The 13,991-nt window shown below is 71.1% G+C and carries 15 protein-coding genes; 11 read left to right on the top strand and 4 right to left on the bottom strand.

Going from position 1 to position 13,991, the window contains the following annotated elements; genetic code table 11:
• Window positions 1-50 precede the first annotated feature (50 nt).
• Window positions 51-1,361, top strand: a complete 1,311-nt coding sequence (locus tag BS83_RS04635) for a M18 family aminopeptidase (RefSeq protein WP_037601263.1) — start codon at window positions 51-53, stop codon at window positions 1,359-1,361.
• A gap of 54 nt (window positions 1,362-1,415) precedes the next feature.
• Here the strand turns inward: BS83_RS04635 and BS83_RS04630 are convergent, their stop codons facing one another.
• Entirely contained in the window at window positions 1,416-3,233 is a 1,818-nt protein-coding gene (locus BS83_RS04630; RefSeq protein WP_037601260.1) for a thioredoxin-like domain-containing protein, read from the bottom strand.
• A 66-nt stretch (window positions 3,234-3,299) separates the two neighbouring features.
• Here BS83_RS04630 and BS83_RS04625 point away from each other — a divergent pair, with 66 nt between their 5' ends.
• The 3 genes from BS83_RS04625 (at window position 3,300) to BS83_RS41395 (ending at window position 5,945) form a co-directional block, all read left to right on the top strand.
• Window positions 3,300-3,737 (top strand): SMI1/KNR4 family protein, encoded by a 438-nt coding sequence (locus tag BS83_RS04625; RefSeq protein ID WP_037601257.1) that lies wholly within the window; start codon window positions 3,300-3,302, stop codon window positions 3,735-3,737.
• Between the two features lie 64 nt (window positions 3,738-3,801).
• Window positions 3,802-5,067 (top strand): IS701 family transposase, encoded by a 1,266-nt coding sequence (locus BS83_RS04620; protein WP_037601117.1) that lies wholly within the window; start codon window positions 3,802-3,804, stop codon window positions 5,065-5,067.
• Window positions 5,068-5,432: 365 nt separating this feature from the next.
• Window positions 5,433-5,945 carry a hypothetical protein gene (locus BS83_RS41395; RefSeq protein WP_051942632.1) on the top strand — a complete coding sequence of 171 codons (513 nt, stop codon included), beginning with the start codon at window positions 5,433-5,435 and terminating at the stop codon, window positions 5,943-5,945.
• A gap of 56 nt (window positions 5,946-6,001) precedes the next feature.
• On the opposite strand, the gene BS83_RS04610 is transcribed toward BS83_RS41395, so the two are convergent.
• Complete coding sequence (locus BS83_RS04610) at window positions 6,002-6,241, bottom strand: hypothetical protein (RefSeq protein WP_037601254.1); 240 nt, start codon at window positions 6,239-6,241, stop codon at window positions 6,002-6,004.
• 536 nt (window positions 6,242-6,777) lie between these two features.
• Here BS83_RS04610 and BS83_RS46280 point away from each other — a divergent pair.
• Together BS83_RS46280 and BS83_RS04605 are read left to right on the top strand one after the other, a co-directional pair.
• Complete coding sequence (locus BS83_RS46280; protein WP_198035143.1) at window positions 6,778-6,978, top strand: hypothetical protein; 201 nt, start codon at window positions 6,778-6,780, stop codon at window positions 6,976-6,978.
• 100 nt (window positions 6,979-7,078) lie between these two features.
• Window positions 7,079-7,774, top strand: a complete 696-nt coding sequence (locus BS83_RS04605; protein ID WP_232248051.1) for a hypothetical protein — start codon at window positions 7,079-7,081, stop codon at window positions 7,772-7,774.
• A gap of 52 nt (window positions 7,775-7,826) precedes the next feature.
• Here BS83_RS04605 and BS83_RS41390 read toward each other — a convergent pair whose 3' ends face one another.
• Entirely contained in the window at window positions 7,827-8,396 is a 570-nt protein-coding gene (locus BS83_RS41390; RefSeq protein WP_051942631.1) for a hypothetical protein, read from the bottom strand.
• 113 nt (window positions 8,397-8,509) lie between these two features.
• Complete coding sequence (locus tag BS83_RS04595; protein WP_037601252.1) at window positions 8,510-9,421, bottom strand: LysR family transcriptional regulator; 912 nt, start codon at window positions 9,419-9,421, stop codon at window positions 8,510-8,512.
• Between the two features lie 74 nt (window positions 9,422-9,495).
• Between BS83_RS04595 and BS83_RS04590 the strand changes: the two genes are divergently transcribed.
• From BS83_RS04590 to BS83_RS04570, 5 genes are all read left to right on the top strand, one after another.
• A complete protein-coding gene (locus BS83_RS04590; protein WP_198035142.1) occupies window positions 9,496-10,431 on the top strand; it encodes a DMT family transporter in 936 nt (311 codons plus the stop codon).
• A gap of 141 nt (window positions 10,432-10,572) precedes the next feature.
• A complete protein-coding gene (locus BS83_RS04585) occupies window positions 10,573-10,992 on the top strand; it encodes a YciI family protein (RefSeq protein WP_037601245.1) in 420 nt (139 codons plus the stop codon).
• Window positions 10,965-12,308 carry an RNA polymerase sigma factor gene (locus tag BS83_RS04580; RefSeq protein ID WP_037601242.1) on the top strand — a complete coding sequence of 448 codons (1,344 nt, stop codon included), beginning with the start codon at window positions 10,965-10,967 and terminating at the stop codon, window positions 12,306-12,308. The genes BS83_RS04585 and BS83_RS04580 overlap by 28 nt, the downstream gene beginning before the upstream one ends.
• A gap of 311 nt (window positions 12,309-12,619) precedes the next feature.
• Entirely contained in the window at window positions 12,620-13,318 is a 699-nt protein-coding gene (locus tag BS83_RS04575; RefSeq protein ID WP_051942630.1) for a flavin reductase family protein, read from the top strand.
• Between the two features lie 98 nt (window positions 13,319-13,416).
• The gene (locus BS83_RS04570) at window positions 13,417-13,923 is read left to right on the top strand and encodes an LURP-one-related/scramblase family protein (RefSeq protein ID WP_037601239.1); all 507 of its coding nucleotides are present in this window, start codon (window positions 13,417-13,419) and stop codon (window positions 13,921-13,923) included.
• Window positions 13,924-13,991 lie beyond the last annotated feature (68 nt).

The raw sequence follows: 13,991 nt of genomic DNA, 5'->3' as shown, positions 1-13,991 counted from the left end.
TCGGGCAGAGATTGAAGAGCACCGAAACCCTCAGCACCTCTGGAGCAGCTTTGACCCCCGCCACAGCCGCCGCCTCCACCAGCCACGCGTTCGACCGCAGTCATACCGATGACCTCATCACCTATCTGCAGTCCAGCCCCTCGCCGTTCCACGCGGTGGCGAGCGCGGCGGCGCGGCTCGAGAAGGCCGGCTTCCGGCAGGTCGAGGAGACGGCGGCCTGGGAGGGCACCCCCGGCGGCCGCTACCTGATCCGCGGCGGCGCGCTGGTGGCCTGGTACGTCCCCGAGGACGCGACCCCGGACACCCCCTTCCGGATCATCGGGGCCCACACCGACTCGCCGAACCTCAGGGTCAAGCCGATCCCGGACACCGGCTCGGCCGGCTGGCGCCAGGTCGCCGTCGAGATCTACGGCGGCGTCCCGCTCAACACCTGGCTCGACCGCGACCTCGGCCTCTCCGGACGCCTCGCGCTGCGCGACGGCAGCACCGTCCTGGTCCAGCTCGACGAGCCGCTGCTGCGGGTGCCGCAGCTGGCGATCCACCTCGACCGCAGCGTCAACGACGCGCTGACCCTGGACCGGCAGCGCCACGTCACGCCGATCTGGGGTCTGGGCAAGGTCGACGAGGGCTCGCTCATCGCCTACGTCGCCGCGTCGGCCGGGCTCGCGCCGGAGGACGTGGCCGGCTGGGACCTGATGGTCCACGACGTCCAGCCGCCCTCCTACCTGGGCCGCGACCGGGAGCTGCTGGCCGCGCCGCGACTGGACAACCTGCTCTCCGTCCACGCGGGCACCGCCGCCCTCGCGGCGGCCGCCCTCCAGGGCGGACTGACGAGCATCCCGGTGCTAGCCGCCTTCGACCACGAGGAGAACGGCAGCGAGTCCGACACCGGCGCCCAGGGCCCGCTGCTCGGCAACGTCCTCGACCGCTCCGTCTTCGCCCGCGGCGGCAGCCTGGAGGACCGCGCCCGCGCGCTGGCCGGCACCGTCTGTCTCTCCTCGGACATGGGCCACGCCGTCCACCCGAACTACAGCGAGCGCCACGAGCCTGGCCACCACCCGATGCCGAACGGCGGCCCGATCCTCAAGGTCAACGTCAACAACCGCTACGCGACCAACGCCGTGGGCCGCGCCGTCTTCGCGAGCGCCTGCGAGCGGGCCGGGGTGCCGTGGCAGACCTTCGTGTCCAACAACTCCGTCCCCTGCGGCACGACCATCGGCCCGATCACCGCGGCCCGGCTGGGCATCGCGACGGTCGACTGCGGCATCGCGGCGCTGTCCATGCACTCGGCCCGCGAACTGTGCGGCGCGGACGACCCGTTCCTGCTGGCGAGCGCGCTCAAGGCGTTCCTGGAGAGCTGAGCCGCCGCCTGGGCCGCTGCCGGGGCCGCCGTCAGGCGGCGGCCCCGCAAAGGCCTACTGCTCGTCCATCCCCGCGAGCACCAGCGCCAGCCGCGCCGTCCCCGCGTCCGTGACGCGCACCGGCACGCCCCAGTCCTGCTGGTGCACGTGACAGGTGGGGAACTCGATCGCCGGGTCCGCGTCGCAGGAGGCGGCCATCGCCGAGACGTGCAGCACGCCCTCGGAGACCTCCGGGTTGAGGGCCAGCTCGCGACGCAGAGCGGTGTCGTTGCCTGAACCGGACAGGATCAGCTCCGGCGGGGTGGAGCTGACCAGCAGCCGGGTCGCCGGACCGTAGGTCTCGTCCAGCTTCTGCCCGGCGGGCGGCGCGAAGACGACGTCCAGCGTCAGCGTGCCCGGCGCCACCTCGGTCGCCGGACGCTGCGTCCGGTGCGCGGCCGCCTCGACCCGCACCGCCGCCTCCGGCAGCCGCATCCGGGTCAGCCGGTGCCGCGCGGACTCGATCACGACCACGTCCTCGCCGACCACGACCGCGCCCGACGGCTCCCGCAGATCCGTCGCCAGCGTGCTGACCTCGCCGGAGGCGGGGTCGTAGCGGCGCAGCGCGTGGTTGTAGGTGTCCGAGACGGCCACGGACCCGTCCGGCAGCACGGTCACCCCGAGCGGGTGCTGCAGCAGCGCCTGCTCGGCGACGCCGTCACGGTGGCCGAAGTCGAAGAGCCCGGTGCCCACGGCGGTCCGCACCACGTGGGTGCCCGCCTCGACCCAGCGAACCGCGGAGGTCTCCGAGTCGGCCACCCACAGCCGCGTCCCGTCCGCCGACGCGGCCAGCCCGGACGGCTGCGCGAACCACGCCTCCAACGGCGGCCCGTCGACCAGTCCCTCGTTGGTCGTCCCCGCCGCGACCTGGACGGTCAGGGCGGCCGGGTCGTAGGTCCACAGCTGGTGCGTGCCCGCCATCGCGATCCACACCGCGCCGTCGAACACGGCGACGTCCCACGGCGAGGAGAGATCCACCTCACGGGCCGGTCCGCTGGTCGCGGAGTTCTGCCACCACTGCCGACCCGTCCCGGCCAGCGTCCTGACCTCACCCGTCGCCAGCGTCACCGCGCGCAGCGCGTGGTTGACCGTGTCCGCGACGACGACCTCGTCCGTGCCCAGCAGCGCCAGCCCCTGCGGCTCGCTGAACCGGGCCTCCTCCGCCTTCCCGTCGACGAAGCCCCGGTCCCCGCTCCCGATCCGTCGCACGACGGTCTCGCCGTCCTCGGCGAGCTCCACCAGCGAGTGGTGCCCGGAGTCCGCGACCAGATATCCGCCCCCGGGCAGCGCGACGGCCTTCCCGGGGAACTTCAACGCCCCCGGCACCGTCTCCGGCGCGACATAAGGACCGTCCCCGCGCCGCAGCGTCCCCTTCTCCCCGTGCTCCGCCTCCAGCTCCGCGACCAGCGAGGCGATCGCATGCGCGTGCCCCTCCCCGGCGTGCTGCGCGACGACGTACCCCTCGGGATCGATCACCACCAGCGTCGGCCACGCCCGCACGGCGTACTGCTTCCACGTCGCAAGCTCCGGGTCGTCCAGCACGGGGTGCTCCACCCCGTACCGCGCGACGGCGTCGACCACGGCCTGGTGCTCGGCCTCGTGCACGAACTTGGGCGAGTGCACCCCGATGATCACCAACGTGTCCCGATGCGCCTCCTCCAGCTCGCGGAGCTCGTCGAGCACATGGAGACAGTTGATGCAGCAGAAGGTCCAGAAATCGAGGACGACGATCTTTCCTCGCAGGTCGGCAAGGGTGAGTTCCTTGCCGCCCGTGTTGAGCCATCCGCCCTTGCCGACGAGCTGGGGGGCGCGAACGCGTGCACGTGATGCCATACCTGCATCCAACCGCATCAGGCTGTCAGGGCATTCCAGTAGGTTGTCACGCCATGGAGGTGCCCGGTGTGGCGTGAACTGGTCCTTGAGGTGTTCGGGGACGCCGTGTGTGGTGAGCCGGCATCCGAGAAGGCGCTGGCTGATGTGGCTGAGGCGCTGGGACAGCCGATCTCGCCGGACCTTGCGAGCCTGCTCGCCGAGTGCGACGGGGTCCGCGGCCCCACCGCACTGGACGTCGTCTGGAGCGCCGAGCGCATCGTGCGGGACAACCTCGTCTTCCGGTCCACACCGGACTTCCGGAGCTTGTACATGCCGTTCGAGCCGGTCATGTTCTTCGGGGACAACGGGGGCGGAGACCACTTCGCCTTCGTTCGGCAGCCTGAACGTGACGAGGTCTTCGTCTGGGACCACGAGACGGACAGCCGCTATCTCGTGACCTACAGCCTCCGGGACTACCTGACGCGGGCCCTGAAGGCACAAGGCGACTGGTACCGGAACGACTAGTAGGGCTTGGTCAGGTGTACGCGCTGGTGGCGTGTCCTGGTGGGGTTGCGCGCGTTGATGGTGTGTGACACCTGGGGAGTTGGATCAGGTCCGGGAGGACCTGGTGGCGTTCACGGCGGAGATGTTCGAGGCGTTCGCGCGCACCGATCAGCACCGCTGGGGGCAGGCGTATGTGCGTGGGCTGCTGTTGGACGGGCGGCGCAAGTCAGTGGAGCCGATGGCCGCCCGGCTGGGAGAGGACGGAAACCGCCAGGCCCTGGCCCATTTCGTGACCTCCAGCCCGTGGGACTGGGCGCATGTGCGGGCGAGGCTGGCGTGGCGGATGCACGAGGCGATCGACCCGAGCGTGCTGGTCGTGGACGACACCGGGTTCCTCAAGGACGGCGACGCTTCCGCGGGCGTGTCGCGGCAGTACACCGGCACCGCGGGCAAGGTCACCAACTGCCAGGTCGGCGTGTCGGTGCACCTGGCCCGCGACCACGCCTCCGCGCCGGTCAACTGGCGCCTGTTCCTGCCCAAGTCCTGGGACCCGGGCTCGGATCAGGCCGACCCCGTCAAGGTCGCCCGCCGGGATCGCTGCGGCATCCCGGCCGACCTGGGCCACGTCGAGAAGTGGCAACTCGCGCTCGACATGATCGACGAGACCCGCTCGTGGGGCGTGGACGTGCCGCTGGTCCTGGCGGACGCGGGCTATGGCGACGCTGCCGCGTTCCGGCTGGGGCTGAACCAGCGCGGTCTGCACTACGTAGTCGGGATCTCGACCACACCCACTGCCCATCCGGCTTCGGCCCGCCCGGTCACGCCGCCGTACAGCGGCACCGGGCGGCCACCGGTGCCGAAGTACCCCGAGGCGGCCCGCTCGGTCAAAGCCCTGGTCATCGAGGCAGGGCGAAGTGCGGCACGTCCGGTGCAGTGGCGCGAGGGTTCACGTCCGGGCACGGGCCGCAGCGGCTACAAGCGCATGTACTCGCGTTTCGTGGCCCTGCGGATCCGCCCCGCCGGACGCGAGATCCGCGACGCCACCCAGGGCGTGGAACTCGCCGAGTGCTGGGTGCTGGCCGAATGGCCCGCGAAGGAAGCAGAACCGGTCCAGTTCTGGCTCTCCGACCTGCCTGCCGACACCCCACTGACCACCCTGGTCCGGCTGGCCAAACTGCGCTGGCGGATCGAGCACGACTACCGCGAGATGAAACAGGCCCTCGGCCTGGCCCACTTCGAGGGCCGCACGTTCAACGGCTGGCACCACCACGTCACCCTGGTCTCCCTCGCCCACGCGTTCTGCACGCTGCGCAGGCTGACCACCGCCCCAAAAGACGCGGCGCCGGCCTGAGCCTCTACCAAATCGTCCGGGAGTTGCAGTTACTCCTCGCCACCTGGGCCGGCGCCTGCCCTACCTGCCACCGCGACATCCCCACACCCATACGAACCTGACCAAGCCCTACTAGCTGTGGGGGCGGGACAAGAAGTGCCGGACAACAGAGTGGATCCTTCAGCCGACGATCAGCCCGCGCCGATGGACGTTCGTGCAGGGGACGTGCTGAGAGTGCGGTGCGAGCCGGTCGACGCTCGTATCTCCAGCGATTCGCCGTACTACGTCTTCGTCCGCTGGCCTTGGGGGACGTTGATCGCGACTCGCGGTACCGCTGGAACGGTGATCGAGCCTTCCCACGTAGGTCGGACCACTACGAGCGGGACATGGACCTCTTCTGCCTGGACCCCGACGCGCTCGACCTTGCTGCCGGGGATGTCTGTCGGGTCGGCATCCCTGCGACGACAGTCCATGTGCTGTCCGTCGAGCGGTTCGACCCGGCTCAGGATTCGGGATGGCTGCCGAGACCGACCTGGTCTCTGTACGTCATGCGCCACGGACAGACCTTCGACCCCGACCTCGAAGACCAGGGGTGCCTCATGTACCCGGGCGGCCACGAGCCGATGGAGTTGGAGCTGCTGTTCCGGCCCTATGCGTTTCTTGAAATCGGAGACGAGGTCGTCGACGCGGAGGGCGAGGCGTGGCGCTTTGAGCATCCCTGGAGCTGGCATTGCTTCAGCGGAAAGAGCGGGACACCGACCTGGCCGCTGACCCTTCTTGCGCGCGCGAGCGAGCCGGTCGAAGGGAATGTCGTGGTGGCTGAAACGCTCAGGGGCTCGCACGAGGCTGAGGAAGCCCGCTGGCGCGACCTGGCAGGGGCTGAGCCAGTAGTGCCGTGATCCCGCTTCCGGGCTCGGTGGCCCCGGGGATTCGTGGTCGTGGGCGCTCTCGCTGCTCAGCTGTTTCGCGCGCCACTCATGATTACGATCTCGTGCGCGACTCGGAGCGGGGTCTCGTCCCAACCGAGCAAGGCCCTGGTGATGGCGATCGCGGCGATGATGCTCACGCCTTGTTCCGCCAAGTGCGTCTGCACGGAGTCCATCCCGTCCTTTGCCAGCAGAGGTCGGCATTCCTCGACGAGGGCAGCCCATTGCACGGCTACGTCGGGCCTCAGTCCCTGAACCTTGCTGAACATGCCTGTCCTCGTCTCTCGGCGTGGGGCCGTGGCGGGGTCCCCTTGCTGGCTCGTCGGTCTTCGCCAAACTGAAGGAGCACAATCACGAAGCCTGCTCCCCGGCCGGCGATGACGCCGTCGAAGGTGAACATCGTGACCGGGTCCCAGGCGCGGCCGTTCTGCCAGGGGCCTCGGTGTTGGAGACCCATTGGGCTTGCGGACCCAGCAAGGCGACGACTCGTTGGGCCGCCCGTGCCGCGTGAGCACGATCGCGGTGGTCGTGGTTGGGGTGGATCAGGTCCGACGCTGACAGATTGACCGTCAGTTCGAGCGCAACTTCCGAAGTGACCGGACTCAGCGCCGCGGCGACTTGGTCGACGGAGCTGGGACCCATGGCCCCCTGCATCGCGTCGTGAGCCCACTGCTTCTCTGCGGCCTTGGCTACTTCGAGGACGTGGGAGGCCAGGTCTGCGTCCGAGTCCTGTCGGCAGAGCGAGTAGACGCGTGGCGCTTTGGCCAACGAGCCCAGAAGAGAGGCAAGAAGATCGACATCCTGCATGGGCGGCATCATCGCAGTTCAGCGCGACTCAGGCGGTCCATTTTCTTGGGCGTTCATTGGCTGGAGTTCAGTGGCAGAACACCCAGAAATCGAGGACGACGATCTTTCCTCGCAGGTCGGCAAGGGTGAGTTCCTTGCCGCCCGTGTTGAGCCATCCGCCCTTGCCGACGAGCTGGGGGGCGCGAACGCGTGCACGTGATGCCATACCTGCATCCAACCGCATCGTGCGGTGGACGCATTCCGGAGTGAACCGCCGCCGACTACGCTGCCGGACACGTTCGCGACAGAAGCGGGGGCATGTGGCTGTGGACGAGAGCGGGACGGTCGAGGGGGACCGCGAGGGGGCGGCGCAGGTGTTCATGGCGTTGCCCGAGCAGAGTCGGGACGGAAGCGGGGTCTTCCGGGAGTGCCTGGACGAGGTGGCCAGGGTCACCGGTCTGTCCGTCGTCCCGAGGGCGGACCCGTGCACAGAAGCGCAATGGGGTCACGCGGTGCGCGGGGCGCTGCGTGAGGCCTTTCGCCGGGGGGAGACCTTCCCCGAGGGCTCCTTCGACGCCCTGCTCAGAGCGGCCGTCCACGATCCGGACCCGAGCTTCGACCGTTGGTTCGTCGAGGCGGCGCTGAACTCCTTCGGACGGCTGGCCGTCTGCTCGGCGCTGCTGGACTACCTGCGGACGGGAAGCGATCCGGAGCGCGCCGGTGCCGCGCGCGCGTGGTACTGGGCGGGTCTCCCGCTCCAGCGCCCCGAGTCTCCGACAGCGGCGGAGTCCGAGGCCCTTGGCGCTGTGGCGCGGGACTGGAACGAGGCCTGCCTCCGGACGTTCGTCGGCAACGAGGACGTGGACGTCCGCAGGTGCATCCTTCCCGGTCTGCGCCTCGGGCCGTCCGCCTTCCCAGCCGAACTGCAGGACCTGGTGGCGGAGGCGCTGGCGATCGGCCGGGCCCATCCGGACGAGTACATCCGCCACCGCGTGGAGATCCAGTCCCGGTGCTGAGGCGGTACGTGCGGCTGGGCGCGTGCAGGTGTGCCCGCGCCCGACGGCGTCGCTACATGCCGTGGTCCTGGCCGGTGCACGGGTCGAAGTAGCGGGTGGGGTCGAAGTGCTGGCCCTTGGCGGGGAAGTACCACTCGAGCGCGCGGTAGGCCGGCTTGCCGTGGCAGGTGCCGAGGTCGAAGGCGACGACGGTGGCCTGGGTCTCCGTGCCCTGGGCGACGGACTGGTTGGGGGCGACGTACTCGGCGGTGCCGGTGCCGCGGGCGGTCGCCCCGCCCCAGGAGGACCAGCGCAGGTGGTCCACGATGCCGGTGGGGTCGCCGTGGTTGTCCAGTCCGGAGGGGCGGGCGAGGCCGTAGCCCTGGACGCCGGGCGCCCAGACGGTGCCGAGGACCGGCGCGGCGGCGGTGGCCGTGGCCGACGGGGCAGACTGGGAGATCGCCGACGCGGTCGTGGCAGGAGTGGTGGGCTGGGACGCCGTCGTGGGCGTCGCGGCCGAGGCGGTGACCGTGACCCTGCCGGTGGACGGCGCGGCGGTGGGCGTCGACCCGGAACAGGCCGTGGTCAGTCCGCCCACGGCGGCGGAAAGCAGGACAGCCAGAACGACGCTCTTGCGGTTCACGTGAGTCTCCAGAGGCCACGGCGTGCCCCCCTGGCCCGCCCGTCGCCGCTATGGACGTTCGTCCCTCGAACAGCAGTTGCGGCAGCTCTTCTCAACTCCGTAACAGCCGTCGGCTACGCGGGCGGTGCCGCCGGCGCGGTCAGCGCCGTCAGCGCGGTCAGGGCCGCGCGGATCGCGGGGCGGCGGTCCGCGTCGGCGCGCCAGGTGGCGTAGAGGTGGCGGCTGATCGAGCGGCGGACCGGCAGCAGGCGGACGCCGGACGGCGCGGGGCCGCGTCCGAGGCGGGGCAGGACGGCGACGCCGAGGCCCGCGGCGACGAGGGCCAGCTGGGTCTCGTGCTCCTCGGCGTGGTGGACGATGTGCGGTTCGATTCCCTTGGCCCGCATGGTGAAGACCAGCCAGTCGTAGCAGAACTCGCCCTCCCGCCAGCAGATCCAGTCGTCCTCGGCGAAGTCCTCCAGCCCCACCTCGGTGCGGTCGGCCAGCGGGTGGTCGGCCGGGACGGCCAGGTCGACGGTGTCGGTCACCAGCGGCGCCTTCAGCAGGCCGGAGGGCAGGGCGAACGGTTTGTTGTACCAGTCGACGACGATGCCGAGATCCAGGTCGCCGCGGACCAGGCTGCGCACGCAGCTCGCAGGCTCGCACTCCAGCACGCGCACGCGCAGCTGCGGGTGCGCGCCGCGCAGCGTGGTGAGCGCGCCGGGGAGCAGGCCGCGGGCGGCGGTGGGGAAGGCGCCGACGCGCAGCTCCCCGACGACCTCGCCGCGCTGGGCCTCCAGGTCGGCGCGGGCGCGTTCCACCTGGGCCAGGATTCCGGCGGCGTGCTCGGCGAGCAGCCGGCCGGCGTCGGTCAGCTGGATGCCCCGGCCGTGCTTGGCCAGCAGCTGCTGGCCGGCCTCCCGTTCCAGCTTGGCGAGCTGCTGGGAAATGGCGGAGGTGGTGATGTGCAGGCCCTCGGCCGCTCCGGTGACCGAGCCGTGCCGGGCCACGGCGTCGAGGACGCGCAGACGCTCCAGGTTCAACATGTAAGCAACACTACGCGGTAGCTGGAAAGTATTCTCGCTTGTGCTTAGACGTAATGCTCAGCGAGGGTGGGTCCATGCCCGCCACCATCGCTCCGCGTCCCACCCAGGTCGTCGCCGCCCATCGCCCTTCGCTCGTCCGTCGGCTGGCCGGCTGGCGGCTGAAGTTCGCCGCGCTCTCGCTGATCTGGGGGTTCAGCTTCCTGTTCATGAAGGTGGGCAACCGGGGCTTCGCACCGCTCCAGGTCACCCTGGGGCGACTGGTCGCGGGCTCGGCGGTGCTGCTGGTGGTGCTGCTCGCCAAGCGGCAGCCGCTGCCGCGCGGCGCCGGCGTCTGGTGGCGGCTGGCGGTCGCGGCCTTCCTGCTGAACGCCCTGCCCTTCGCCCTGTTCGCCTACTCGGAGACGCGCATCCCCTCCCAGCTGGCGGGCATCTGCAACGCGACCTCGCCGCTGTGGGGGATGCTGCTCTCCCTGGTCGCACTCGCCGAGGACCGGCCGAGTCCGCGGCGCATGGCCGGGCTCGGCGTCGGATTCCTGGGCGTGTTGACGGTGCTGGGCGTCTGGCAGGGATTCCACGGCGTGGACCCGCTGGGCGCGGGGCTGGCCCTGGCCGCCTCGCTGAGCTACCCCGTCGGCTGGATCTGGGTCCGCCGCACACTGGCGGGCCGCAGCGAGTCGAACCTCTCCCTGACCACCGGACAGCTCCTGCTGGCGAGCACCCAGTTGGCGATCGTCTCGGCGTTCTGCACGCACCTGCCCGGCAGCTTCGAGCTCGCCCCCACGCTCTCGGTGCTCGCCCTGGGCGTGCTCGGCACGGGCTTCGCCTTCCTGCTCCAGTACGGCCTGGTGGCCGAGGTCGGCCCGACCACCGCGCAGACGGTCACCTACCTCACCCCGCTGGTGGCCACGGTGGCCGGGGTCGTGGTGCTGGGCGAGGCGCTGCACTGGAACACCCCGGTGGGCGCGGTGATCGTGCTGCTGGGTGCGGCGCTGGTCCAGCGCGGACAGTAGCGCCGCACCCCAGCAGGAGACGGACCGCAGGGGTGCGGAAAAAAGTTCCGACGATCTCGGTGCGCCGTGTCGATCCGGGCTGCCGCCGTTCGACCTGGGGTAGAGAGGGTCGAGCAGCGACCCCCGGCAAGGAGACCGAGAATGTCGAAGTACATGCTGATCATGCGCGGCACCGACGAGTCCCTCGCGAAGATGATGGAGACGCCCTTCGAGGAGATGCTCGAGACGATGGGCCGCTTCAACGAGGAGATGATCCGGGCGGGCGTGCTGGTGGCGGCCGAGGGCCTGGACGACCCGTCCCAGGGCGTGGTGGTGGACTTCAGCGGGGAGACGCCGGTGGTCACCGACGGACCCTACGGTGAGACGAAGGAGCTCTTCGGCGGCTTCTACCTGATCGACGTCGCCTCGAAGGAAGAGGCGGTCGAGTGGGCCAGGCGCCTTCCGGCCTTCCCCGGCACGAAGTGCGAGGTCCGCCGGGTGCCGGGCATCGACGAGTTCCCGCAGGACAACGAGTGGATCGTCAAGGAGCGGGCGTGGCGGGAGAGGACCGGCCAGATCTGATGGTCGAAGCCGAGGGCGGCCCGCCGATCGCCGAGTCGGCGCGGCGGGCCGTCGAGGCGGTCTGGCGGATCGAGTCGGCGCGGATCGTCGGTGCGCTGGCCCGCTACACCGGGGACTTCCCGCTCGCCGAAGACGTCGCGCAGGAGGCGCTGGCGGAGGCGCTCGTCGCCTGGTCGCGCGACGGTGCGCCGGCCAACCCGGTCGGCTGGCTGCTGGCGACCGCGCGACGCCGGGCGATCGACGGCTTCCGCCGCCGGTCGGCCCTGGACGCGCGGTACGCCCTGCTGGCGGGTCAGTTGTCCGACGGCGAGTTCAGCGCGGGAGCGGGCGCCGGCGTCTTCCCCGGGCGGGGGCCGGACGCCGAACTGCCGTGGGACCCCGACCGGGTCGACGACGACGTCCTCGCGCTGATCTTCACCGCCTGTCATCCCGTGCTCGCCCCCGAGGCCAGGGTCGCGCTCACGCTCCGCGTGGTGGGCGGTCTGACGAGTGAGGAGATCGCCCAGGCGTTCCTGGTGTCCGTGCCGACCGTCCAGGCCCGGATCACCCGGGCGAAGAAGACGCTCGCCGCGGCTGGAGTGCCGTTCGCGCTGCCGCCGGCCGAGGAGCGACGCGAGCGGCTGGGCGGGGTGCTGAGCGTCCTGTACGTGATCTTCACGGAGGGTTCCACGGCCGCGACCGGCGAGCGCCTGCTGCGCGCCGATCTCGCGTACGAGGCGCTGCGCCTGGTCCGGACGCTGGTGGCGCTGCTGCCCGCGGAGCCGGAGGCCTACGGGCTGCTCGCGCTGTGCGAGCTCACCTCCGCGCGCTTTCCGGCCCGGACCGGGCCCGACGGGGAGGCGGTGCTGCTGGAGGACCAGGACCGGCGGCTGTGGGACCGCTCGGCGATCCGCCGCGGGCTGGCGAGCCTCGGCCGGGCCTCGGCGTTCGGCCGCGGCCTCGGCCCGTACGGGCTGCAGGCCGCGATCGCCGCCTGCCACGCGACGGCGGCCTCGGTCGAGGAGACCGACTGGGATCGGGTCGTGCTGCTCTACGAGGCGCTCGGCCGGGTGGCCCCGTCACCCGTCGTCGAGCTCAACCGGGCGGTGGCCGTCGCGATGGCGACCGGCCCGCAGCAGGCCCTCGCCCTCGTCGACGACCTGGTCGCCTCCGACCGCCTCTCCGGGTCGCACCTGCTCCCCGGCGTCCGCGGCGAACTCCTCCTCCGCCTGGGCCGCACCACCGAGGCCCGCACCGAACTCGAACTCGCCGCCCGCCTCTGCCGCAACGACCGCGAACGCGCCGTCCTGCTCCGCAAGGCGGCCACGATCCGCTGACGGCCGCGCCGGGCCGACGGGCCCGGCGGCGGGGCTTCGGCGGTGGGACCTCGAGAAGTCGGGCGCGGAAATCCTCTCGGCGGCTGCGCCGCAGGTAAGTTGCGGTGTGACGGTGTTCGACCGGCACGTCGTGTGCGGGTCCGGTCCTCCCCGGCCGGACCCGCGGCGCCGTTCAGTCACGAGGTCCGTCCGGCACCGACCCGTGCATCACCCCCCCCGGGCGGGACGGCATGCCGAGACGCCGGGGACGTCGGGATGAGAGGTCCGATTCCCGCCGGACGGAGGTGGGTTGATCGTCCAGCCTGGACTTCATGCAGCTCAGTCACCGTGACGACCACGTCGAGATCGACCCGGCAATCCTCTACTTCGGCACACCCGTCGTGCTCGTCGGCACCCGGAACGCCGACGGCACGCCCAACCTCGCGCCCATCTCCTCCGCGTTCTGGCTCGGGAGGCGCGGGGTGATCGGACTGGGCAGTTCGTCCCACAGCCTGGCCAACCTGCGTCGCGAGCGGGCCTGCGTGCTGAACCTGCCCTCTGCGGACCAGGCCGACGCCGTCGACGCGCTCGCGCTGACGACCGGGGCCGAGCCGGTGCCGGAGGGGAAGCGGGCCAAGGGCTACCGCCACGAGGCGGACAAGTTCGGCGTGGCCGGGCTGACGCCGCTGCCCGGGCGCAGTGTGGACGCGCCGCGGGCGGCGGAGTGCCCGGTGCAGTTGGAGGCGAGGGTCGCGGCGTTCCGCTCACTCGCCGAGGACGACCCCGAGGAGCGCGGGCGGATCTGGACCGTCGAGGTGGAGGTCGTCCGCGTCCACGTCGCCGCGGAGATCCGGGTGCCGGGCCGGCCGAACCGCGTCGATCCCGACCGGTGGCGTCCGATGATCATGAGTTTCCAGAAGTACTACGGGCTCGGCCCGCAGTTGCGCGCCTCCACCCTCGCCTCGATCGACGAGGACCTCTACCGCCCGGCGGCGTCGCCGCCGGCGCCGGTGGCGACGCCTTCGCGTTGACGGCATGTCATCGCCCCGGTGCGGCAACGGCACCGGACGGTGCGAGCATGGTGCCTCAGCGGGCGGAGCAGCGCGCGCAGAGACAGAGAGGCAGCGCGATGAAGTATCTGATGCGGGAGCGGGTCTTCGGGATCGGCGACGACCACTGGATCACCACCGAGCACGGCGACAAGGCGTTCCTGGTCGACGGCAAGGCGCTGCGGATCCGTGAGACCTTCGAGCTGAAGGACCACGCGACGGGCGAGATCGCCGCCGTGATCAAGAAGAAGCTGATCTCCGTCCGCGACACCATGGTGATCGAGCGCGACGACGACCGGATCGCCGCCGTCAAGAAGAAGCTGATCACCGTCTTCCGCGACAAGTACCTCGCCGAGCTGGAGGACTCCGTCGGAGGCGGCGAGATCGAGGTGATCGGCCACTTCACCGACCACGAGTTCGAGATGGAGCGCGACGGCTGCCGGGTCGCCAAGGTCAGCCGCAAGTGGTTCTCGATCCGGGACACCTACGCCATCGACATCGAGGACGGCGAGGACGTCGCCCTGCTCATCTCCATCGCGGTCTGCGTCGACCACCTGAACGCCGAGGAGCACCACCGCGACGCCTGAGCGACGGGGCCGCCCGGGCGGGGGAGCTAAAGGTTGAGTGGAATCGGCTCAACTTATGTCATGCTGGA

This window comes from Streptacidiphilus rugosus AM-16, from assembly GCF_000744655.1.
Classification (GTDB): Bacteria; Actinomycetota; Actinomycetes; order Streptomycetales; family Streptomycetaceae; genus Streptacidiphilus; species Streptacidiphilus rugosus.
The sequence above is the reverse complement of the archived record's forward strand: the minus strand, read 5'-3'. Positions and strand labels throughout refer to the sequence as shown.

Excerpts from the sequence above, each read along its gene's own strand:
- BS83_RS04585 (WP_037601245.1), top strand. The coding sequence starts at position 10,573 with ATGTCGAAGTACATGCTGATCATGCGCGGCACCGACGAGTCCCTCGCG.
- BS83_RS46280 (WP_198035143.1), top strand. The coding sequence starts at position 6,778 with ATGGGCGGCATCATCGCAGTTCAGCGCGACTCAGGCGGTCCATTTTCT.
- BS83_RS04570 (WP_037601239.1), top strand. The coding sequence starts at position 13,417 with ATGAAGTATCTGATGCGGGAGCGGGTCTTCGGGATCGGCGACGACCAC.
- BS83_RS04610 (WP_037601254.1), bottom strand. The coding sequence starts at position 6,241 with ATGTTCAGCAAGGTTCAGGGACTGAGGCCCGACGTAGCCGTGCAATGG.
- BS83_RS04630 (WP_037601260.1), bottom strand. The coding sequence starts at position 3,233 with ATGGCATCACGTGCACGCGTTCGCGCCCCCCAGCTCGTCGGCAAGGGC.
- BS83_RS41395 (WP_051942632.1), top strand. The coding sequence starts at position 5,433 with ATGGACCTCTTCTGCCTGGACCCCGACGCGCTCGACCTTGCTGCCGGG.
- BS83_RS04590 (WP_198035142.1), top strand. The coding sequence starts at position 9,496 with ATGCCCGCCACCATCGCTCCGCGTCCCACCCAGGTCGTCGCCGCCCAT.
- BS83_RS04595 (WP_037601252.1), bottom strand. The coding sequence starts at position 9,421 with ATGTTGAACCTGGAGCGTCTGCGCGTCCTCGACGCCGTGGCCCGGCAC.
- BS83_RS04575 (WP_051942630.1), top strand. The coding sequence starts at position 12,620 with ATGCAGCTCAGTCACCGTGACGACCACGTCGAGATCGACCCGGCAATC.